Raw genomic sequence first — 20,691 nt, 5'->3', positions numbered from 1 at the left:
ATCCCGTTGTGTTGTCAGCGTTTTTGTATGTAGGTAATCGCCAGCGCTACCGCGAGCACCAGCCCTTTTATAATGTCCATGGCGTAATACGGCACGGAGAGCATCACCAGCCCGTTCGACAGCACGCCGAGGATCACCGCCCCCACCAGCGTACCCAGCGCGTTCGGCTTGCCGGATCCGGCCAGCGAGAAGCCGATCCACGCCGCCGCCACCGCGTCCATCAGGTAGCCGCCGCCCGCATTCACCTGCGATGAACCAATACGCGAGGCCAGCAGAATGCCGCCCAGCCCCGCCAGCAGAGAGGCAATCACGTAGGCTGCCACTTTGTAGCGGGTGGTGCGAATGCCGGAGAGGCGCGCGGCTTCGGGGTTGCCGCCAATGGCGTACATCCGGCGTCCATGGGTGGTCAGCGACAGGCCCAGCTGTGCCAGAATCGTCACCACCAGCATGACGATCACAATGGTCGGCACCTGCCCCAGCAGGCCAAACGCCGCCGGAATGGTCCCTTCCGCCATGTCGCCGCTCGGCAGTACCATGTTCTCGGTAATCGACCCGCCGTAGCTGTAGGTCATCGCCACACCCTGAATGACAAACAGGCTGGCAAGGGTCGCGAGCATGTCCGGAATGCGCAGGATGACGATCAGAAAGGCGTTAAACAGGCCGACCAGCGTACAGAGCGCGAGGGTCAGCAGAATCGACTCGGTGGTGCCAAAGCCGTGCCAGACGAAAAGCGAAATCACCAGCGCGTTCGCCAGCGACGCGGTAGATCCCACGGAGAGATCGAACCCGCCGACGGTCAGCGAAATAGAGACGCCAACGGCAATCACCGTCACGATGGCAATCGAGCGCAGAATGTTAATGATGTTGTTCGGGTCGAGGAAGCTGTCCGACGCCAGGCCAAACACCGCCACCAGCGCGACGACGGTCAGCAGCATGCCCCACTTATAAAGAAAATCGAAAATCTGCTGACGGCCAGACGCCGCCGTGGTCACTGAAAGGGCCTTGCTCACGACGCCGTTCCTCCGGTTGAATAATAAAGTAGTGTTTCTTCCCGGGCCTCTGCCCCGGCGATTTCCGCCACGATGCGCCCGTCCCACAGCACGCAGATGCGGTCGCACAGACCGACCAGCTCGGCAAATTCACCCGAGGCGTAAATCACCCCTTTGCCCTCGCGCGCCAGGCCGTCGATCAGTTGAAACAGATCGGTTTTGGCCTTCACGTCCACGCCTTTGGTCGGCTCGTCGAATATCAGCACGCTGGCGTCATTGCGCAGCCATTTCCCGATGGCGACCTTCTGCTGGTTACCGCCGGAAAGCCGACGCAGCACCTGCCCCGGCCCGCGCGTGCGCACGCCGACGCGGGCAATCACCTCTTCCGCCCAGCGCCACGCCTGACGATGACCAAACAGGCTCCAGCGCGAGAAACTGTTATCGGCGCACACGGCAAGGTTCATGCTCACCGGCTCGTCGATAAAAATGCCCTCTTTGCGCCGCTCCTCCGGCACCAGCGCCAGACCGCGTAGCACCGAGTCTGCCGGATCGCGCGGTTTCCAGGCCTGATGGTTCAGCTCGCCGCGCGCCACGCGGCTTTTGCTGGCGCCAAACAGCGCCTTGCAGAGTTCCGTTTTCCCCGCCCCCGCCAGCCCGGCAATGCCGAGGATTTCACCTTTGCGCAGTTGCAGGGAGATATCTTTCAGCAGCGCGTCGTCGTGCAGGCCTTCCACCCGCAGCAGCATCTCTTCACCGTGCGGCGGTCGCGGGGGCGGATAGATATCGCTCAGCTCGTGGCCGAGCATCTTCTCGACGATCTCCTCTCCACTCAGATCCGCCATCGGGCCGGACTCAATCAGCCTGCCGTCGCGCAGCACCGTCAGGGTGTCGCAGATGGCCTTCAGCTCGTGAATGCGGTGAGAAATAAACACCACGCCAATGCCCTGCTGTTGCAGACGTCTTACTACCGCAAACAGACGCTCGCTTTCTTGCGCGTCCAGCGGCGCGGTGGGCTCATCGAGAATGAGAAAACGGCAGTGGTGCGAGAGCGCCCGCGCCAGCAAAATCTGCTGCTTTTCAGCCAGCGTGCAGCTGTCGATGGAACGGCGAACGTCCAGCGAAACATCCAGCTGCGCCAGCGCCTGCCGCGCCTGCTGACGAATCGCGCGCCAGCTGTAGCGGTGTCCCGGCTGCGCCAGCTGGTCGAGCATAATGTTCTCCGCAATGCTCAGCCCGGGGATCAGCGCCACGTCCACCTCCTGCTGCACAAGGTGGATACCCAGCCGTTTGGCGTCCAGCGGCTCGCGGATGCTTACCGGCTGGTTGTTAATGCAGATTTCGCCTTCATAACGATCGTGCGTGCCGCACAGCACCGCCATCAACGTCGATTTTCCCGCGCCGTTGGCGCCGGTCAGCGCATGCACCGACCCGCCATTCAGGGTGAAATCCACGCGCGACAGGGCCTGAAAGCCGGAAAAGGCCAGGCTGATACCGCGCATCTCAAGGCGACTGGAAACCATCCGCGTAAATCCTTCATTACTCTTCTGATTTAGCGAATTTTTCACAGCTCCGGTTGACTGACAACGACGGAAAAGGCATAAGATAAAGCGAAATATTATTAGCCATCCGGATGTCCAGACATAACATCGGGTTAGCGCTTGCTAAAAAAGGACAACTTCATGAGCAACACCGATATCCGCGTCGTGCCCGGCCCGGCGAACTACTTCTCTCATCCGGGAAGCCTTGCGCACCTGGATGATTTCTTTACTCCGGAACAGCTTTCCCGCGCGGTGTGGATCTACGGCGAGCGGGCTATCGAGGGCGCACGCCCTTATCTGCCGGAGAGTTTTAACGCGACGGGGGCAAAACATCTGCTGTTTAAGGGCCATTGCAGCGAGCGTGACGTCACTCATCTGGTGAACGCGTCGGGTGGTGAAGCCAGCGTGGTGATTGGCGTGGGCGGCGGTGCGGTAATGGATACCGTCAAGGCCGTGGCGCGTCGTCTGGGCGTGCCGTTCGTGGGCATTCCCACCATCGCCGCCACCTGCGCGGCGTGGACCCCGCTCTCCGTGTGGTACAACGATGCAGGGCAGGCGCTACAGTTTGAGATTTTTGACGACGCCAACTATCTGGTGCTGGTGGAGCCGCAAATCATCCTTAACGCCCCGGCGGAATACCTGTTGGCAGGCATCGGCGATACGCTGGCGAAGTGGTACGAAGCGGCGGTACTCGCCCCTGAACCGGAAAACCTGCCGCTGACCGTGCGTCTTGGCCTGAACGGTGCGCTGGCGATCCGCGACGTGCTGCTGGAGCGCAGCGAAGAGGCGCTGGCCGACCAGCAGCGCGGCGACCAGACGCAGGCGTTTCGGGACGTGGTGGACGCCGTTATCGCCGGTGGCGGTATGGTCGGCGGTCTGGGCGAACGCTATACCCGCGTGGCGGCGGCACATGCGGTGCACAACGGCTTAACCGTGCTGCCGCAGACGGAAAAATACCTCCACGGCACCAAGGTGGCCTACGGCATTCTGGTGCAGAGCGCCCTGCTCGGTCAGGAGGACGTGCTGGCGCAGCTGGTGGCGGCATACCAGCGTTTTAACCTGCCGACCACGCTTCGCGCGCTGGAGGTCGATATCCATAACCGCGACGAGCTGGACAAGGTCATTGCTCACACCCTGCGCCCGGTGGAGTCGATTCACTTTTTACCGATTACGTTAAGCCCTGACGTTCTGCGCGCCGCGTTTGAGAAGGTGGAATCCTTCAGCCGTTAATCGCGCCGACGGGCTATACCTAATGATGATTCTCTCCACTCTTGCAACGAGGTCATCATGCAGATCGATTTAACAGGTAAAAAGGCGCTGGTCACCGGCGCCAGTCGTGGGCTGGGTCGGGCAATTGCGCTGTCGCTGGCACGCGCCGGTGCCGATGTGGTTATCACCTACGAAAAATCCGTCGATAAAGCCCAGCAGGTCGTCGATGAAATCAACGCGCTGGGGCGACACGGCGAGGCGATTCAGGCCGACAGCGCCAGCGCGCAGGCGATTCAGGATGCGGTCACGCAGGCGGCGCGCTCCCTCGGCGGGCTGGATATTCTTGTCAATAACGCCGGGATTGCACGCGGCGGCCCGCTGGAGTCCATGACCCTGGCGGACATCGACGCTCTGATCAACGTCAATATCCGCGGCGTGGTGATCGCCATTCAGGAAGCGCTGGTGCATATGTCTGACGGCGGACGCATCATCAACATCGGCAGCTGTCTGGCGAACCGCGTGGCGCAGCCGGGGATCGCCGTCTACTCGATGACCAAATCGGCCCTAAACTCCCTTACCCGGGGTCTGGCCCGCGATTTAGGCCCGCGCGGCATTACCGTCAACCTGGTTCATCCCGGCCCGACCAACAGCGATATGAACCCGGAGGACGGTGAACAGGCTGACTCACAGCGTCAGCTTATTGCCCTGGGCCATTACGGCCAACCGGAAGACGTCGCGGCGGCGGTCACCTTCCTTGCCAGCCCGGCAGCCGGGCAGATCTCAGGCACCGGTCTGGACGTGGATGGCGGTTTGAACGCCTTATCGCAATTTTCCTGCAAGCCTCTGTCGCCCAGCAGAGGCCTTTTCGAGCCGCCTCGACGGTTTGCGTTTTGCCTCTTACCTGCGCTTTTTTTCCGCTCTACAGTACCCCATAAGAAATTCGGAATTTATCTAATAGTCTTATTATTTCCTTATATTTTGTGTGGGCGTACAGTGGAGGTACGGATGAAGATCGTGTGGTCAAAAACAGCAGAGAAGCAATTTTCTAAAATCGATACGCGATATCAGAACCGCATTAAATTCAGGCTGGAGAAGATGGATGATTAAACATCACCTGTCTCGGATATCAAGAAATTATCTTCTCCCGAAAACCACTACAGGTTGCGATTAGGTGATTACAGGGTCATTTACACCTTCGGGGATCCGCCGGGTGATATCTGCTACGTAGTGGCGGTAAAACGCCGGACAACCACCACCTACCTTCATGAGGAGCATACGGAATATGACTGTTCAGTTCATCGAGGATGAAGAAGGAAAAAAACAGTATGTTGTCATTCCCTACGATGAATATTTTCGCATGCGTTTAGCCATGCTTGAGTATGATGACGATGATGAAAACGACTGGGAAGACATCCCTTACGAATCAGATATCTACGATAACGTAGGTTTACCGGGTGAAGTGTGCGACATCATGCATAGCGAGAACGTCAGCCTGCAGGCCGCGTGGCGTATCCTGCGCGGGCTATCCCAGCAGGAGGTGGCGGAAAAACTCGGCATCAGCCAGTCCGCCGTGTCACAGCTGGAAGCGCTGGACTCCCGTCCGCAAAAGCGCACACGCGAAAAGCTGGCGGCAATTTATGGCTGCAAGCAGGAGCAAATCAGCCTCTATTTACCGAAAGAGGGTTAACAGCACTTCGCCCCGCCCTTACCGCCGTAGCGGGCGTCCTGGCGGTCGCGGAAAAATTCTTCGTAGGTCATTGGCGTCTGATCCGGGTGGTTGACGCGCATATGCTCGACGTAGTTGTCGTAATCCGGCACGCCAATCATCATTTTAGCGGCCTGGCCCAGGTATTTACCTGCTTTGGAAAGGGTGTCGAACATAGTCAGTTTCTCGTTTGTTTCCCTCACCCCGGCCCTCTCCCGGAGGGAGAGGGAGGATAAGAAATGTAGGCCGGGTAAGGCGAAGCCGCCACCCGGCACACGGGTTAATGCGCCCCTTTCGCCTGGGTGACAATCTCGTCCAGGTTCTCAGGCATTGGCTCATACGGCGTCTCTTTCGCCGTTGGCGTGTCGACTTTCAACGCCGCCAGCGCGGTTTTCAGAGAATACAACGCCAGCACCACAACCACCACCATAAAGAAGATGGTCAGCCCGGCGTCCAGACGGTTGTTAAACACCAGCTGGGACAGCTGAGATTCGGTGTACTGCGCCGGGATCTTGCCGCTGTCGATCATCGCCTGGAACTTGTTGGCAATGGCCAGGAAGCCCACCTTGTTGTCCGGGCTGAAGGCTTTCTGCCAGCCTGCTGTCAGGGTACAGATCAGCAGCCACGCCGTTGGCACCAGCGCCACCCATGCGTAACGCTGGCGCTTCATCTTGAACAGGACTACGGCACAAAGCATCAGCGCCATGCCCGCCAGCATCTGGTTGGCGATACCGAACAGCGGCCACAGGGTGTTAATCCCGCCCAACGGATCGACCACGCCCTGATGCAGGAAGTAGCCCCACGCCAGCACGCACAGTGCCGTCGCCAGCAGGTTAGCCGGGAGTGAATCGGTACGTTTCAGATTCGGGGAGATCACCCCCAGCAGATCCTGCAACATAAAGCGCGCCGCGCGCGTACCGGCATCCACCGCCGTCAGGATAAACAGCGCCTCGAACAGAATGGCGAAGTGATACCAGAACGAGACATCCATCAGCCCGCCCAGCGCACCGTGCAGGATGTAGGCCATGCCCACCGCCAGCGTCGGCGCCCCGCCCGCACGGGAGATAATCGACTGCTCGCCGACCTCGTTAGCGATATGCGTCAACGTTTCAGGGGTAATCGCAAAGCCCCAGCCGCTCACCACCTGCGCGGCAGAGGCGACCACGTCAACAGTGCCGGCCGGGGCCAGTACCGCCATCGGGCTGTTCATCGCGAAGTACACGCCCGGGTCGATAATACAGGCCGAGACCAGCGCCATAATCGCCACGAAGGATTCCATCAGCATGCCGCCATAGCCAATCAGGCAGGCCTGATTTTCATTCGCCAGCATCTTCGGCGTGGTCCCGGAGGCGATAAGCGCATGGAAGCCAGACACTGCCCCACAGGCGATGGTGATAAACAGGAACGGGAACAGATTGCCGGTCCAGACCGGGCCGGTACCGTCAATGAATTTGGTCAGGGCAGGCATGGTCAGGGTCGGGCGCATAATCAGAATGCCGATCGCCAGCCCGACGATGGTACCAATTTTCAGGAACGTAGAGAGGTAGTCACGCGGGGCCAGCAGGAGCCATACCGGCAGCACCGCCGCCACGAAGCCGTAACCCACCAGCATCCAGGTCAGCTGCACGCCGGTGAAGTCGAAGAACGGTGCCCAGGTCGGGCTTTCCGCCACCCAGCCGCCGGAGATAATAGCAAACACCAGGAACACCAGGCCAATGACTGAAACTTCACCAATGCGTCCCGGACGCAGATAGCGAATGTAGATCCCCATGAACAGCGCCAGCGGAATGGTGAAGGCGACGGTATAGGTTCCCCACGGGCTGTGGGTCAAGGCTTTCACCACAATCATCGCCAATACCGCGAGGATGATGACCATGATCATAAAGGTCGCCACCAGCGCAATCACCCCGGCAGTTGCCCCCATCTCCTCTTTCACCAGCTCACCCAGCGAACGACCGTCGCGACGGGTGGAGACGAACAGCACCATGAAGTCCTGCACCGCGCCCGCCAGCACCACCCCCGCGAGGATCCAGATCATCCCCGGCAGGTAGCCCATCTGCGCGGCCAGTACCGGCCCCACCAGCGGGCCTGCCCCGGCAATCGCCGCGAAATGGTGACCGAACAGCACTTTTTTATCGGTCGGCACGTAGTCCAGACCATCGTTATGACGCACGGCCGGCGTCATGCGCGTGCCGTCTACGCCCAGTACCGTCTTCGCGATATAACGGCCATAAAAACGGTATGCGATCAGATAAATGCAGACGGAGGCGACCACGATCCAGAGCGCATTGATCTGCTCCCCCCGGTTGAGGGCGATGTAGCCCAGGGCAAAGGCTCCCACAACGGAGAGCCCTGCCCATATAAGGTATTTCCCTGAGTTGTTCATAATGGTTATCCGTTGTTGTGAAACAGTGAGATGTTACATTTTGTTTCTAGAACAACGGATAAAATTTAACAACTTTGAAACGCAATAATGCGTGGTCAAACCAGACATTTACACCACATTGTTAAGCCGATCACTTTCGTAGCGTCACCGTTCACACTTTTACCTTTTTCGGCCAGACACCGCCTTACGGAATGATTTGTATCATTTTTTTTGGCCATAACCTCGCCAGAATGATCCTGCGCAATCGCGTGCATACAAGGAAAAGGATATGAACAGTTCAGTACCTCAGGATAGTCAGGTCGGGCCGGGCGCGTACTTCGCGCTGGCGTTTGCAGCCGTTTTCTTCTCGGGTCTGTTAGGTGGACAAGAGTGGTACGGCGTCTTTGATTTCACCACCCTCAACGGCGCATTTGGCAAAGTGGTCAGCAAAGCCAGTCTGGATGACGGTACGTTAACCACAGCCAGCAGCGCCTTTCGCGGCACCGGCGGCAGCGGCGCGATGGACGGGTTTATCTTCGCGCTCGGTTTAATTCCCGCGGTGATGTTCGCCCTGGGGATGATCAACGTGCTGGAGCACTATGGCGCCCTGCGTGCCGCGCGAAAACTCTTAACTCCTCTGCTGCGCCCGCTATTGGGGATCCCTGGCACCACCGGGCTGGCGCTGATTGGCAGCCTGCAAAGTACCGACGTGGGCGCGTCGCTTACCCGTAATCTCTCTGATGAAGGGCAAATCAGCGAAAAAGAGAAAGACGTTTTCGCCATGTTCCAGTTCTCCGCCGGGGCGATGATCACCAACTTTTTCTCTTCCGGGGCGATCCTCTTCACGCTGCTCGCCGTTGACGGCACGGCGGCGGTGCCCACCTCCATCGGGGCCTGTATCGCGGTGATGTTTATCATGAAAATTGTCGGCGCCAATCTGCTGCGCCTGATCCTGACGTTTACCCATAAAGGAGACGCCGCATGAGTGCCCCACAGTCCAATCCCGTCATTACCGATGTGTTTATCGAAGGCGCGCGCAAAGGCTGGAGCATTGCCACCAGCAGCACGCTGCCCAACGTGGTGATGGCCTTTATCATCATCAAGGCGCTGGAAATTACCGGCGCGCTGAAAGGGCTGGGCACGATCTTCTCCCCGCTGATGGGCCTGTTTGGCCTGCCGGGCGAAGCGGCCGCCGTGCTGATTGGCGGCTGGATGTCGATGGGCGGCGGGATCGGCGTTGCCATCGGCCTGTTTGATAAAGGCATCCTCACCGGCGAGCACCTGGCGATCCTGGCGCCCGCCATCTACCTGATGGGCTCGCAGGTGCAGTACCTGGGCCGCATTCTGGGGGTGATTGGCACCCGCGCCAAACGTATTCCGCTGATGATCGCCCTCTCGGTGGTCAACGCTTTCTTAGCCATGCTGCTGATGCGCATTATTCTCTGAACAGGACGTGAACATGAACCTTGACCATTATATCGAAGAGCTGAAAACCCTGGTGAACGTAGACTGCGGCACCCAGACGATTGACGGCGTCGCCGCTGTTGCAGGCATCATGCAGCAACTGTGGCAGCGCGAAGGCTGGCATACGGAGCAGGTGAACCTGGGCGACAAGGTGGGCCCCGGCGTCTTCGTCAGTAACAAGCCGCAGGCGGAACGGTTCGACGTGCTGCTGGTCGGGCATCTGGATACCGTATTTCCCGCCGGCACCGTAGCCGCGCGTCCGCTGAGCGAGGATGAAACCCGCCTGTACGGCCCCGGCGTCTCGGATATGAAGAGCGGACTTCTGAATATTTTGTGGGCAATGCGCGCGCTTGACGCCGCAGACAACGATCGTCTCGCGATTGCCGTTGCGATGAACCCGGACGAAGAGACCGGATCTGTCCATTCCCATGAGTGGATTGGCGAGCTGGCTAAGCGTTCCCGCTGCGTGCTGGTGTGCGAAGCCGCCCGCGCCGACGGTTCGCTGGTGAAAGCGCGTAAAGGGATGGCGGGCTATCACCTCACCTTTAGCGGCGTGGCGGCACACGCGGGCAATGACCCGGAAAAAGGCCGCTCGGCGATCACCGCGCTGGCAAAGAGCGTTATCGCCATCAATGCGCTGACGGACTGGGATCGCGGCACTACACTTAACGTCGGCGTGATTCAGGGCGGCAGCGCGGCGAACGTGGTCGCGGACAGCGCTGTGGCAGAACTGGACGTTCGCTTCTGGGAAAACGACGAGTATGACCGGGTGAACCAGGCGCTGGAGTTGTTATGTGAACAAGGCTTTTTAGACGGCGTGACCACCACGCTGACGCGGGTTAATCACAAACCGGCGATGGCCGCGAGCGACGCGACGCAGGCGCTGATGCAGCAGGTTGAAGCGGCGGGTAAAGCGGAAGGCATCGACATTACCTGGCAGGCAGTCGGCGGCGGCAGCGACGCCAACCACACCGCCGCGCTCGGCATCCCCACGCTTGACGGCTTCGGGCCGGTTGGCGCCGGGTTCCACAGCCCGGCGGAATGGCTGGATAAAGCGTCCATTGCGCCGCGAGTTCGGCTGTTGAAGCGGGTGGTATCGATGTTGTAACAACCGCCGCGTGGCGCTTCGCTTACCGGGCCTGCATGTTTCGTAGGCCGGGTAAGGCGAAGCCGCCACCCGGCACTCACGCCGCACAATCTAACCCAGCACCATCGTACTCAACCGACACGTACAGCACCGCCGCCCCTGCTCGTCGAACACCACAATCTCCCAGCTCTGACTGGAGCGGCCCAGATGCAGCGGCTGACATACGCCGCGCACCTTACCGTGAGAGACCGCGCGGTGGTGCGTAGCGTTCAGTTCCGTGCCCACCACATTCTGCCCGTCGCGGGTCATCAGAAAACCGGCCATCGACCCCAGCGTTTCCGCCAGCGCCGCCGACGCACCGCCGTGCAGCAGGCCAAACGGCTGGTGGGTGCGCGCATCCACCGGCATCTCCGCTTCCAGCGTATCGTCCCCGAGGCGGGTATAGACGATGCCAAGGTGTTCCACCATCGTGTTCTGGCTAGTGGCATTCAGCTCGTCGAGGGATAAATGACGTTTCCAGATCATTACGCCCCCAGCGTGGAGCCGCCGTCCACCACGATATCCTGCAAGGTGATATGGCTGGCGGCATCGGATGCCAGGAACAGCACGGTCGCGGCAATCTCCTGCGGACGGGCAATTTTACCGAGCGGAATGCCGAGTTTGAACTGCTCGCCGAAGCCGCGAATGCGCCGCTGTTCCGCATCATCGCTGGTCCACAACGTGCGCTGCATGTCGGTATCCGTAGAACCCGGCGACACCAGGTTACAGCGTACGCCGCTGCCCGCCAGCTCCAGCCCGACAGTCAGCGCCAGGCTTTTCAGCGCCGCTTTCGACGCGCCGTAGGCGCTCATGCCGATGCGCGGCGTGTGCGCCGCGTCAGAGGCTACGGTCACAATCGCCCCGCCCTGCTGATGACGGAACTGGCCCATCGTCTGCTGGAACAGGTTGAACGCGCCGCCGACGTTGACCGCAAAGGTCTGCTGCCAGTCCTCCTGCGAAAGCTGATCCGTCGCGCCCATACGCAGAATGCCCGCCGCGTTAACCAGCACGTCGAGCCGCTCAAGGCTGCTGAGCAAACGCCTGCAGACATCACTCGCCTGCGCCGCATCCGCCACGTCCAGCGTTTCGGTGGCAAACGGATATTCGCCGTGAGGGAAAGCCAGATCGAACCCGGTCACCTGCGCCCCGGCCTCCACAAATGCCAGCGCGGTCGCATAGCCAATGCCCTTACCCGCGCCCGTCACCCAGACGGTTTTACCGGTAAAATCAAAAGCCATCACTTCACCTCGCGGGAGAGCAGCGCCCACCAGGCATCGAGGGTCGGATTTTTTGCCAGCATCACGAAATCAATGTCGCCGTGCACTTTGCGCCAGCGGGCGGCCAGCGCCATCATCCGTACTGAATCCAGACCGTAGTCGATCAGGTTTTCGTCATCCATCGGCTCGTCGGACTCGTCCAGCAGCGGCAGGATCAGCTCACGCAGCGCGGCTTTCGTTGCCGGAACAGACGGCAGCAACTCGTCGGTCATCACCACGCGGCCCGAACGTCCGGCCACGTATTTCAGCGACATCAGGTGCTCGTCGCGGGTGAAATCCGCCAGCGCGTCGGCGATAAAGAACGGTTTGATGTCGCGCATAAAGGCGTCGGTGGCGGTGGTCATGCAGCCGATGTGGGCGTACACGCCGGTGATCAAAAGCTGGTTGCGGCCGGTCTCTTTCAGCATCTGCTCCAGCGGGGAGCGGTGAAACGCGCTGTAGCGCCACTTCACCAGCACGGTGTCCGCTTCGTCCGGGGTCAGCTCAGCGACGATGCGCTGCTGCTCCGGTGAGCGAGTCAGACCCGGCCCCCACATATCGTTCAGCAGGGCGCGGTCTTCATCGCTCTGATCTTTCGGCTGCGCGGTGTAATACACCGGAATATTGTGCTCTTTGCAGTACGCGCGCAGTTTAGCGATGTTCGCCACTACCTGCTGCATCATATCGCTATTTTCGCCCCAGAAATTCAGGAAGTACTCCTGCATATCGTGGATCAGCAGCGCGGCGCGTTCCGGTTCAAACGCCCAGCTTACTTTACTGGTCGGCAGTTCGGCGGCGGTTGGCAGCGCATATGCGGTTAATTTTGGAATAGCCATTCTCTGTTCCTCAGCCCCGGGCGCGTTCAGCAAGCCACAGGCGCAACTGTTTCTTATCAACTTTGCCGACCGGCGTGAGCGGAAGCGCATCCACGCTCTCCACGCGGTCCGGCAGCTTAAATTCGGCAACGCCCTGCTCGCGCAGGAAGCGGCGCACCTCCACCGCGCGCAGCGGCTGTTTCACCACCAGGTACGCGCAGCTTTTTTCGCCCAGCAGGCTGTCCTCCATGCTCACCAGCGCGGCGTGGATCACCGCGTCGTGGCGCAGCAGCAGGTTTTCGATCTCTTCGGCGGCGATTTTCTCGCCACCGCGGTTGATCTGATCTTTCTCGCGCCCCTGCACGGTGATGTAACCCTGCTCGTCGATGGCGATCAGATCGCCCGAGCAGTAGAAGCCGTTGGCATCGAAGGCGCTGGCGTTGTGGTCCGGGCTGTTGAAATAGCCGCGGAAGGTGTAAGGGCCGCGCGTCATCAGACGCCCGACCTCCCCGCGCGGCAGCGGGTTACCGTCCTCGTCCGCCACCCACACTTCATCGTCCGGGCACATCGGGCGGCCCTGGGTATTGATGATGCGCTCCGGCGCATCGTCGAGGGCGGTATAGTTCACCAGCCCTTCCGCCATGCCAAATACCTGCTGAAGCTGGCAGCCAATTTCCGCCGGAATGCGCGCCGCAAGCGTGGCGGAGAGGCGTGCGCCGCCCACCTGGAGCAGCCTGAGGGATTTCAGCTGGGCGTTCCCCGCGCCGTCGGCAATCGCCTGCAACCACAGGCTGACCGCGGGCGGCACCAGCGAGGTGACGTTTATCTGATGCTGCTCAATCAGCGGGAAGCAGAGCGTGGCGCTCGGATCGTTCGCCAGCACCACGCAGCCACCCGCCGTGAAAACGCCTAACGATCCTGGCGAGCTCATGGCGTAGTTGTGCGCCGCGGGAAGCGCGTTCAGATAGCGGGTGTGCGCAGTGATACCGCAGATTTCGTTGCTGCGACGGATGCTGTAGTCGTAATCGTTATGCGTGCGCGGGATCAGCTTCGGCGTGCCGGTGCTGCCGCCGGAGAGCTGGAAGAACGCCACTTCGTCGGCGGGCGTCGGGTTCGGGATGAAATTGTCCGCCGGGCGCGCAATCGCCGCCTCCAGCGCATGTTCGCCCTTATCGCCACGCAGCAGCACAACGCGTACCGAGCGATGCGCATCCACAAAGGTGTTGAGAAAATCGTCGCCCGAGAACAGCGCGTGGTCGCGATCGGCAATCAGCACGGCGGGTTTGATCTGCTCCGCGTAGGCGTTGAGTTCACTGCGCTGATGGCTAAAGAGCGCGTTGACCGGCGCGACGCCGATTTGCAGTAGCGCGAAGAAGGTGATGTAGAACTCGGCCACGTTGCCAAGCTGCACCAGCGCGGTCTCACCGCGATGCAGCCCCTGCGCCTGAAGGGAGGACGCCAGATTCGTCACCGCCTGATTAAACGCGCGGTAGGTGATGCGGCGTTCGCCGTCAATTATCGCGACCGTATCGCTGTCCGCATGGTCCGTCAGGATGTGGGTCAGCGGCAGATCCTGCCAGTAGCCTTTTTCACGGTAGCGGCGGGCAAACTCCTCAGGCCAGCGGGTAAAAGGGATGGTCATGAGTATTCCTTAGTGCAAACCAAACACGTTGAGCATGGTGGAGAGCTTCACGCCCGTCTCGCGCCACTCGCCGACCGGGGAGGAGGCAGGCACAATGCCCGCGCCGGCAAACAGGCGAACGGTATTTTGATGCAGCCGCGCGCAGCGGATAGTTACCACCCACTCGCCGTTACCTTCGCTGTCGCACCAGCCGACGATGCCGCCGAACAGCTCGCGGTCGAACGGCTCCAGCTCGGCAATCAGCTCTTTTGCCGCCTGATGCGGGAAGCCGCTCAGCGCGGGCGTCGGGTGCAGCAGGCAGGCCAGCGTCAGGGCGTTCTCGTTTTCACGTGCCTCACCTTCTACCGGCGTGGCCAGATGCCACAGCGTCGGGGTGGTGATGAGCTGCGGGGAAGCCGGCATGCTCAGATGATGGCTACGCGGTTCCAGAATGGTTTTCATCGCCTGCGTGACCAGATCGTGCTCGTGGCGGTCTTTTTCGGAGGCCAGCAGCTTAGTGCCCGCTTCGCGATCCAGCACATCGTCCGGCTGACGGCGCGCAGAGCCTGCCAGCGGCAGCGAGCTAAAGTGCGCGCCCTCTTTGCGCAGCAGCAGTTCCGGGCTGGCGCCCAGCAGCACGCCGCCGTCTTCCAGCGGTACGTGGAAGTTAAAGCTCGCCGGGTTCTGGGCGATAAGACGCTCCATCAGCGCGCTGCTATCGATCTGTTTGTCGGTAGCGATATCAATCAGGCGCGACAGCACCACCTTATTCACCTGCGGCGTAGCGGTGAGCGACGCGGCGCGAGCAACCATCTCCTCGAAAACCGGCTGCGACGGGATCTCGGTGCGCTGTTGCACGTTCAGCGTCTGCGCGCCGGAGGCATAACGTGCGGACTGCTGACGCGCCGGGCGGGAGAAGGTTTGCCAGCGTTGTGGAATAAACAGCGATGACGGTTTGCGGGTATCGAAGGGGATCGCCCCTACCATCACCGGATGGGCAATGCCGCTGTTTTTCGCATTCCGGAAAGCCTGAGCTAATTTCTGCTGAAAGGGACCCGCCGGATCGTCACCGCCGACGGCGGGTTCAGAAAAACGGGCAAAACAGCCGGACGTGGTAAAACTGCGGTAAGGCGACATAAAGAAAAAGCTGTCTGATTGCAGCGTTGTCGCGGTGTGCTGAACTTCCTCAGCCAGGGACGTGTCCATATCATCCTCCTTAAAATGATAAAAGAAGCAATAATGATTATCATTTATATTTTCGTCGGCTAACCTAATCCCACATCGCCCCGCTGTCAACCGTCGGGCAAATAACTTGTGCGACAAACGCTTGCATCCCTTCCCTACAGCCCTGAAAATGAGAAGCATTATCTTCAATAAAATCAGGATGCCGCTCTGTGAAAATCGCTGCCGTTTGCCGCAATGCCCTTCTTTTAACAGGACTTTTTGTTTTAGGACTAACCTCAGCCCTCGCCGCCGACTGGCCGCGCCAGGTCACCGACAGCCGCGGCGTTCACACGCTTGAGAGCAAACCGACGCGCATTGTCTCCACCAGCGTGACCTTAACCGGCTCCCTGCTGGCCATTGATGCGCCGGTCATTGCCAGCGGCGCGACCACGCCAAACAACCGCGTGGCGGATGCGCAGGGCTTCCTGCGTCAGTGGGGCGATATCGCCAAACAGCGTAAGGTTGCCCGGCTGTACATCGGCGAGCCGAGCGCCGAAGCCGTCGCGGCCCAGATGCCGGACCTGATTTTGATCAGCGCCACCGGCGGGGATTCCGCGCTGGCGCTCTACGATCAGCTTTCCGCCATCGCGCCGACGCTTATCATTAACTACGACGACAAAAGCTGGCAGGAACTGCTGACCCAACTGGGGACGATCACCGGGCAGGAGACACAGGCCGCAGAGCGCATCGCTGCCTTCGACAAACAGCTCGCCAAGGTGAAACAGCAGATGAAGCTGCCGCCACAGCCGGTGAACGCCATCGTCTACACCGCCGCGGCGCACACGGCGAACCTGTGGACGACAGACTCCGCGCAGGGCAAGCTTTTGCACCAGTTGGGCTTTACGCTGGCCGACGTACCTGCCGGGTTGCACACCTCAAAAAGTCAGGGCAAACGCCACGACATTATCCAGTTAGGGGGTGAAAACCTGGCGACGGGGCTGAACGGCGAAGGGCTGTTCGTGTTTGCCGGCGATCAGAAAGACGTGGACGCGATTTACGCCAACCCGCTGCTGGCGCATCTGCCGTCGGTGAAGAACAAGCGCGTCTGGGCATTAGGAACCGAGACGTTCCGCCTGGATTATTACAGCGCGATGTTGGTGTTGCAGCGTTTGAATTCAATTTTTAAATAAGTGGCACGTTCCCCGTAGGCCCGGTAAGCGCAGCGCCACCGGGCGTTTTGTCGGGTGGCGGCTACGCCTTACCCGACCTACAGGGTCTGCCTGAACCGACGCAACTCCACCAGAACCGCCAGTAAAATCACGCCAACAACGGCTAACACAAACCCGCTGCTGCTCGCCGACGCCACCGGGGTCATTATCGCCCCCAGCCCGCCGAGGATCGCCGCGCCAATCGCATCGCCCGTGACGTTCTGCGCCGTCCACAGGCCGTTAATGCGCCCGAGCATCCCTTCCGGCGTCTGGGTCTGGATCAGGGTGTACTGTAAAAGAGAGCTGACCGCGCTCAGCCAGCCGAAAATCACCAGACACATCACGCCCAGCGCCCACACCGGCATCAGGCTAAAGAAACCAATGGCGATAAACGAGGCCAGCGTCGCCACCAGCATGATCAACCCCGGTCTCGCGCTCTGCGCCAGGTTGCCGCTGGTCAGCGCCCCGAAGGCCGCACCGAGCGGAATGGCGGCGTACAGCACACCAATCTCTGAGGCGCTCATCTGCCACTCACCCGCCAGCGCCGGATACAGCACGCGCACGGCGCTCGCCATCGTCAGCAGGCCGCCGAGCAGCGCAATGCCGCCAATCAATGGGTTGCTGAACAGGAAACGAATCGCGGCCATCAGGGACTTCAGCGGATGCTCGCGCGGCTGCGGCGGGGGTGGCAGGAGCGGCAGACGCAGTAGCGTCAGGGTGGTAATAAACGTCCCCGCCGCGGCAAGGCCGTAGTTCCACGCCACGTTGCCGGTCGCCAGCAACAGACCGCCCACCATCGGCGAAATCACCGAGCCGAGCCGTACGGTGAGCATGGTGATCGCCCCCGCCTGCATCAGGTTCTCGCGCCCGACCAGCGCGGGCGTGGCCGCCAGCAGCGCCGTCACGCCTAACGAAGCAAAAAAGCCGTCCCACAATCCCAGCACGTAGATGGCCACCAGCGACGGCTCCGGCAGCATGGCGTTCAGACACAGCCCGACAAAGCCCACCCCGCAGGTGCCGCGCGCCAGCAGGATCAGCTTTTTACGCTCGTAGCGGTCCGCCAGCACGCCGCCCACCATCAGGCCGATAAACATCGCCCCGCCGGTTAAGGTGACGGATAACCCCACCAGCCAGCTGGAGTGAGTCATGGTCTGGATTTGCACCGGTACGGCCACACCAAGCAGACCGAGGGACAAAATGGAGATAAAGCGAGCGATAAAAACGGCGCGATACGCCGGGTGTGTTTTGAGCAGGCTGAGGTTAAGCAGCCAGGATTTTTGATTCATGACAAAGCCTTGAGTCTATTTCTACCCATTCCATGGGCGCACATGCTAACATAGCCAAATAAGATAGATAACGATAATCACTATCATTATCAAATCATGGATGTTGCTATGTCGTTTTCCTCTTCTGCGGTGCGCGCCCTTGCCGTGCCCGTTTTATTGCTACTGCTAATCCTTGCGATTGCACTCAGCCTGCTGGTCGGCGCAAAACCGCTGCCCGCGTCCGTTATTGTCGATGCGCTATCCGGTACCTGTCAGAGTGCCGACTGCACCATCGTGCTCGACGCTCGCCTGCCCCGCACCCTTGCCGGATTGCTGGCTGGCGGTGCGCTCGGCCTTGCCGGTGCCCTGATGCAAACCCTCACCCGCAACCCGCTGGCGGACCCCGGCATTCTCGGCGTTAACTCCGGCGCCAGCTTTGCCATCGTGCTCGGCGCAGCGCTGTTTGGATTTACGTCCCCCTCTGAACAGCTGGTGATGGCTTTTTGCGGCGCGCTGGCGGCCTCGCTGGTGGTGGCGTTTACCTGCAGCCAGGGCGGCGGCCAGCTCAGCCCGGTACGCTTAACGCTGGCGGGCGTAGCGCTCGCGGCGGTGCTGGAAGGCTTGTCCAACGGCATCGCCCTGCTCAACCCGGACGTGTATGACCAGCTGCGCTTCTGGCAGGCGGGTTCGCTGGATATTCGTACCCTTGAAACCTTAAAGGTGGTGGTGATCCCGACGATCGTCGCTGCCGCCGTGGCGCTCTGTTTAAGCCGGGCGCTGAACAGCCTGAGCCTCGGCAGCGATACCGCGACCGCCCTCGGCAACCGCGTGGCGCGCACGCAGCTGACGGGGCTACTCGCCATTACCGTGCTCTGCGGCAGCGCGACCGCCGTGGTCGGGCCGATTGCCTTTATCGGCCTGATGATGCCGCACATGGCGCGCTGGCTGGTGGGGGCGGATCACCGCTGGTCGCTGCCGGTCACGCTGCTGGCGACCCCTGCCCTGCTGCTCTTTGCCGACGTACTGGGCCGCCTGCTGGTGCCGGGTGAACTGCGCGTCTCGGTGGTCAGCGCCTTTATCGGCGCGCCGGTTCTGATCTTCCTGGTTCGACGCAGACGCGGGGGTGGCGCATGATGGCCCCGTCCCGTCGTTTACTTACCAGCGTCGCCCTGCTGGTCGTCGCCAGTCTGCTGCTGGCGGTCTGGAGCCTGCAAAGCGGTGCCGTAACGCTTGATTTCGCGCAGGTCTTTCACGCTCTCAGCGGCAGCGCGCCGCGTAACATCACCATGGTGGTCACCGAATGGCGACTGCCGCGCGTGGCGATGGCGATCCTGGTGGGCGCGGCGCTTGGCGTCAGCGGCGCGATATTCCAGTCGCTGATGCGTAACCCCCTCGGGAGCCCGGACGTGATGGGCCTGAATACCGGCGCGTGGAGCGGCGTGCTGGTGGCGATGGTGCTGTTCGGGCAGCATCTTACGGCCATTACCTTTACGGCGATGGCGGGCGGCATTCTCACCTCCCTGCTTATCTGGGCCCTGGCCTGGCGCAACGGCATCGACACCTTCCGTCTGATCATCATCGGGATCGGCATCCGTGCGATGCTGATGGCGTTCAACACCTGGCTTCTGCTACAGGCATCGCTGGAAACCGCGCTCTCCGCCGGGCTGTGGTACGCCGGCTCCCTCAACGGTCTGACGTGGGGAAAAACCTGGCCCGCCGCGCCGCTGATTTTGCTGATGTTTATTGGCGCTTTGCTGCTGGTCAGGCGCATGCGGCTGCTGGAGATGGGCGACGACAGCGCCTGCGCGCTGGGCGTGAGCGTAGAGCGCTCGCGACTGATGCTGATGCTGGTGGCGGTCTTGCTGACCGCAGCGTCTACCGCCATCGCCGGGCCGATCTCGTTTATTGCCCTCGTAGCCCCGCATATCGCGCGGCGTCTTAGCGGTACCGCGCGCTGGGGATTAACCCAGGCGGCGCTGTGCGGCGCATTGTTACTGCTGGCCGCCGATCTCTGCGCTCAGCAGCTGTTTATGCCTTATCAACTGCCGGTGGGCGTGGTGACCGTCAGCCTCGGCGGGATTTACCTCATCGTCTTGCTCGTTCAGGAGTCACGCAAGAAATGACAGATTCAACATTCCGCTTGCGCGGCGAAAACTTGACCCTCGGCTACGGCAAAAAAATCATTGTCCGGGATTTATCCGTGTCCATTCCGGACGGCCACTTCACCGCCATTATCGGCCCGAACGGTTGCGGCAAATCGACCCTGCTGCGCACGCTGAGCCGCCTGATGTCGCCGGTTGAGGGTAGCGTGTTCCTCGACGGGGAGCAGATCCAGCGCTTCGCCAGCAAAGAGGTGGCGCGCCGAATTGGCCTGCTGGCGCAAAACGCCACCACGCCGGGGGATATTACCGTGCAGGAGCTGGTCTCCCGCGGGCGCTACCCGCACCAGCCACTGTTTACCCGCTGGCGCAAAGAGGACGACGAGGCGGTGAAGCGCGCGATGCAGGCTACGGGCATCACCAATCTGGCCCAACAAAGCGTCGATACTCTCTCCGGCGGACAGCGCCAGCGCGCCTGGATTGCAATGGTACTGGCGCAGGAAACCTCGATTATGCTGCTGGACGAGCCGACAACCTGGCTCGATATCAGCCATCAGATTGATCTGCTGGAGCTGCTGAGCGAACTGAACCGCACGCAGGGGTACACCCTGGCGGCAGTGCTGCACGACTTAAATCAGGCGTGCCGCTACGCGACGCATCTGATTGCGCTGCGCGACGGCGAGATTGTGGCGCAGGGCGCGCCGAAGGAGATTGTGACGCCGGATCTGATCGCGCGGATCTACGGCATGCGCTGCATGATTATTGACGATCCGGTGGCGGGTACGCCGCTGGTGGTGCCGTTGGGCAAGCGTGCGGTCTGATGCCCTCACCCCGGCCCTCTCCCACAGGGAGAGGGAGCAAACCATC

The 20,691-nt window shown here is 61.0% G+C and carries 19 protein-coding genes and 2 pseudogenes; 11 read left to right on the top strand and 10 right to left on the bottom strand.

Features of this window, described 5'->3' with window-relative positions:
* Positions 1 to 14 precede the first annotated feature (14 nt).
* Both C3451_RS07640 and C3451_RS07635 read right to left on the bottom strand, forming a co-directional pair.
* On the bottom strand, positions 15 to 1,010 hold the full coding sequence (locus tag C3451_RS07640) for an ABC transporter permease (protein ID WP_022647397.1): 996 nt from the start codon (positions 1,008 to 1,010) through the stop codon (positions 15 to 17).
* Positions 1,007 to 2,509: a sugar ABC transporter ATP-binding protein gene (locus tag C3451_RS07635; RefSeq protein ID WP_045622243.1), complete on the bottom strand. Its 1,503-nt coding sequence runs from the start codon at positions 2,507 to 2,509 to the stop codon at positions 1,007 to 1,009. Before C3451_RS07635 ends, C3451_RS07640 begins: the two co-directional genes overlap by 4 nt.
* Before the next feature lie 159 nt (positions 2,510 to 2,668).
* Between C3451_RS07635 and C3451_RS07630 the strand changes: the two genes are divergently transcribed.
* The 4 genes and pseudogenes from C3451_RS07630 (at position 2,669) to C3451_RS07615 (ending at position 5,423) form a co-directional block, all read left to right on the top strand.
* Positions 2,669 to 3,757, top strand: coding sequence for an oxidoreductase (locus C3451_RS07630; protein ID WP_023299565.1), 1,089 nt, complete (start codon positions 2,669 to 2,671; stop codon positions 3,755 to 3,757).
* 57 nt (positions 3,758 to 3,814) lie between these two features.
* Positions 3,815 to 4,555: pseudogene (locus C3451_RS07625) on the top strand (3-oxoacyl-ACP reductase family protein); the annotation flags it as partial.
* Between the two features lie 186 nt (positions 4,556 to 4,741).
* A pseudogene (locus C3451_RS07620) lies at positions 4,742 to 5,044 on the top strand (type II toxin-antitoxin system RelE/ParE family toxin).
* Entirely contained in the window at positions 5,019 to 5,423 is a 405-nt protein-coding gene (locus C3451_RS07615; protein WP_124304281.1) for a helix-turn-helix transcriptional regulator, read from the top strand. The pseudogene C3451_RS07620 and the gene C3451_RS07615 overlap by 26 nt, the downstream one beginning before the upstream one ends.
* Here the strand turns inward: C3451_RS07615 and C3451_RS07610 are convergent.
* On the bottom strand, positions 5,420 to 5,617 hold the full coding sequence (locus C3451_RS07610; RefSeq protein ID WP_006809671.1) for a YbdD/YjiX family protein: 198 nt from the start codon (positions 5,615 to 5,617) through the stop codon (positions 5,420 to 5,422). The genes C3451_RS07615 and C3451_RS07610 overlap by 4 nt on opposite strands.
* A 104-nt stretch (positions 5,618 to 5,721) precedes the next feature.
* Positions 5,722 to 7,827 (bottom strand): pyruvate/proton symporter CstA, encoded by a 2,106-nt coding sequence (gene cstA, locus C3451_RS07605; RefSeq protein WP_038415638.1) that lies wholly within the window; start codon positions 7,825 to 7,827, stop codon positions 5,722 to 5,724.
* 268 nt (positions 7,828 to 8,095) lie between these two features.
* On the opposite strand from cstA, the gene C3451_RS07600 reads away from it, so the two are divergent.
* The 3 genes from C3451_RS07600 to C3451_RS07590 are packed head-to-tail and all read left to right on the top strand — an operon-like array spanning position 8,096 to position 10,378.
* On the top strand, positions 8,096 to 8,791 hold the full coding sequence (locus tag C3451_RS07600; protein ID WP_045622246.1) for a nucleoside recognition domain-containing protein: 696 nt from the start codon (positions 8,096 to 8,098) through the stop codon (positions 8,789 to 8,791).
* The gene (locus C3451_RS07595) at positions 8,788 to 9,252 is read left to right on the top strand and encodes a YjiG family protein (RefSeq protein ID WP_023305665.1); all 465 of its coding nucleotides are present in this window, start codon (positions 8,788 to 8,790) and stop codon (positions 9,250 to 9,252) included. The genes C3451_RS07600 and C3451_RS07595 overlap by 4 nt, the downstream gene beginning before the upstream one ends.
* Positions 9,253 to 9,265: 13 nt before the next feature.
* Positions 9,266 to 10,378 (top strand): M20 family metallopeptidase, encoded by a 1,113-nt coding sequence (locus C3451_RS07590; RefSeq protein ID WP_045622248.1) that lies wholly within the window; start codon positions 9,266 to 9,268, stop codon positions 10,376 to 10,378.
* A 90-nt stretch (positions 10,379 to 10,468) separates the two neighbouring features.
* On the opposite strand, the gene entH is transcribed toward C3451_RS07590, so the two are convergent.
* The 5 genes from entH to entC are packed head-to-tail and all read right to left on the bottom strand — an operon-like array spanning position 10,469 to position 15,294.
* Positions 10,469 to 10,882 (bottom strand): proofreading thioesterase EntH, encoded by a 414-nt coding sequence (gene entH / locus C3451_RS07585; protein ID WP_022647384.1) that lies wholly within the window; start codon positions 10,880 to 10,882, stop codon positions 10,469 to 10,471.
* A complete protein-coding gene (entA, locus tag C3451_RS07580) occupies positions 10,882 to 11,634 on the bottom strand; it encodes a 2,3-dihydro-2,3-dihydroxybenzoate dehydrogenase EntA (RefSeq protein ID WP_045622250.1) in 753 nt (250 codons plus the stop codon). The genes entH and entA overlap by 1 nt, the downstream gene beginning before the upstream one ends.
* A complete protein-coding gene (locus C3451_RS07575) occupies positions 11,634 to 12,488 on the bottom strand; it encodes an isochorismatase (protein WP_022647383.1) in 855 nt (284 codons plus the stop codon). The genes entA and C3451_RS07575 overlap by 1 nt, the downstream gene beginning before the upstream one ends.
* A gap of 10 nt (positions 12,489 to 12,498) precedes the next feature.
* Entirely contained in the window at positions 12,499 to 14,109 is a 1,611-nt protein-coding gene (gene entE, locus C3451_RS07570) for a (2,3-dihydroxybenzoyl)adenylate synthase EntE (RefSeq protein ID WP_045622252.1), read from the bottom strand.
* A 9-nt stretch (positions 14,110 to 14,118) separates the two neighbouring features.
* Positions 14,119 to 15,294, bottom strand: coding sequence for an isochorismate synthase EntC (entC, locus tag C3451_RS07565; protein WP_023299559.1), 1,176 nt, complete (start codon positions 15,292 to 15,294; stop codon positions 14,119 to 14,121).
* A gap of 188 nt (positions 15,295 to 15,482) precedes the next feature.
* Between entC and fepB the strand changes: the two genes are divergently transcribed.
* Complete coding sequence (gene fepB, locus C3451_RS07560; RefSeq protein WP_032676374.1) at positions 15,483 to 16,442, top strand: Fe2+-enterobactin ABC transporter substrate-binding protein; 960 nt, start codon at positions 15,483 to 15,485, stop codon at positions 16,440 to 16,442.
* A 77-nt stretch (positions 16,443 to 16,519) separates the two neighbouring features.
* On the opposite strand, the gene entS is transcribed toward fepB, so the two are convergent.
* Positions 16,520 to 17,746: an enterobactin transporter EntS gene (entS, locus tag C3451_RS07555; protein WP_023299557.1), complete on the bottom strand. Its 1,227-nt coding sequence runs from the start codon at positions 17,744 to 17,746 to the stop codon at positions 16,520 to 16,522.
* 108 nt (positions 17,747 to 17,854) lie between these two features.
* On the opposite strand from entS, the gene fepD reads away from it, so the two are divergent.
* The 3 genes from fepD to fepC are packed head-to-tail and all read left to right on the top strand — an operon-like array spanning position 17,855 to position 20,645.
* A complete protein-coding gene (gene fepD / locus C3451_RS07550; RefSeq protein WP_045622254.1) occupies positions 17,855 to 18,859 on the top strand; it encodes a Fe(3+)-siderophore ABC transporter permease in 1,005 nt (334 codons plus the stop codon).
* Positions 18,859 to 19,848: an iron-enterobactin ABC transporter permease gene (gene fepG / locus C3451_RS07545; RefSeq protein ID WP_074129344.1), complete on the top strand. Its 990-nt coding sequence runs from the start codon at positions 18,859 to 18,861 to the stop codon at positions 19,846 to 19,848. Before fepD ends, fepG begins: the two co-directional genes overlap by 1 nt.
* Positions 19,845 to 20,645, top strand: coding sequence for an iron-enterobactin ABC transporter ATP-binding protein (gene fepC / locus C3451_RS07540; RefSeq protein WP_045622256.1), 801 nt, complete (start codon positions 19,845 to 19,847; stop codon positions 20,643 to 20,645). Before fepG ends, fepC begins: the two co-directional genes overlap by 4 nt.
* Positions 20,646 to 20,691 lie beyond the last annotated feature (46 nt).

The sequence above is a fragment of the Enterobacter sp. 301B genome, from assembly GCF_003850715.1.
Lineage (GTDB): Bacteria > Pseudomonadota > Gammaproteobacteria > Enterobacterales > Enterobacteriaceae > Enterobacter > Enterobacter intestinihominis.
This window is presented reverse-complemented; position numbering and strand designations above follow the sequence as displayed.

Coding starts and splice junctions, on each gene's coding strand:
- C3451_RS07630 (WP_023299565.1), top strand. CDS start 2,669: ATGAGCAACACCGATATCCGCGTCGTGCCCGGCCCGGCGAACTACTTC.
- C3451_RS07600 (WP_045622246.1), top strand. CDS start 8,096: ATGAACAGTTCAGTACCTCAGGATAGTCAGGTCGGGCCGGGCGCGTAC.
- C3451_RS07615 (WP_124304281.1), top strand. CDS start 5,019: ATGACTGTTCAGTTCATCGAGGATGAAGAAGGAAAAAAACAGTATGTT.
- cstA (WP_038415638.1), bottom strand. CDS start 7,827: ATGAACAACTCAGGGAAATACCTTATATGGGCAGGGCTCTCCGTTGTG.
- fepC (WP_045622256.1), top strand. CDS start 19,845: ATGACAGATTCAACATTCCGCTTGCGCGGCGAAAACTTGACCCTCGGC.
- C3451_RS07575 (WP_022647383.1), bottom strand. CDS start 12,488: ATGGCTATTCCAAAATTAACCGCATATGCGCTGCCAACCGCCGCCGAA.
- entH (WP_022647384.1), bottom strand. CDS start 10,882: ATGATCTGGAAACGTCATTTATCCCTCGACGAGCTGAATGCCACTAGC.
- fepD (WP_045622254.1), top strand. CDS start 17,855: ATGTCGTTTTCCTCTTCTGCGGTGCGCGCCCTTGCCGTGCCCGTTTTA.
- entS (WP_023299557.1), bottom strand. CDS start 17,746: ATGAATCAAAAATCCTGGCTGCTTAACCTCAGCCTGCTCAAAACACAC.
- entE (WP_045622252.1), bottom strand. CDS start 14,109: ATGACCATCCCTTTTACCCGCTGGCCTGAGGAGTTTGCCCGCCGCTAC.
- C3451_RS07610 (WP_006809671.1), bottom strand. CDS start 5,617: ATGTTCGACACCCTTTCCAAAGCAGGTAAATACCTGGGCCAGGCCGCT.
- C3451_RS07590 (WP_045622248.1), top strand. CDS start 9,266: ATGAACCTTGACCATTATATCGAAGAGCTGAAAACCCTGGTGAACGTA.
- fepG (WP_074129344.1), top strand. CDS start 18,859: ATGGCCCCGTCCCGTCGTTTACTTACCAGCGTCGCCCTGCTGGTCGTC.
- C3451_RS07635 (WP_045622243.1), bottom strand. CDS start 2,509: ATGGTTTCCAGTCGCCTTGAGATGCGCGGTATCAGCCTGGCCTTTTCC.
- C3451_RS07595 (WP_023305665.1), top strand. CDS start 8,788: ATGAGTGCCCCACAGTCCAATCCCGTCATTACCGATGTGTTTATCGAA.
- entA (WP_045622250.1), bottom strand. CDS start 11,634: ATGGCTTTTGATTTTACCGGTAAAACCGTCTGGGTGACGGGCGCGGGT.
- entC (WP_023299559.1), bottom strand. CDS start 15,294: ATGGACACGTCCCTGGCTGAGGAAGTTCAGCACACCGCGACAACGCTG.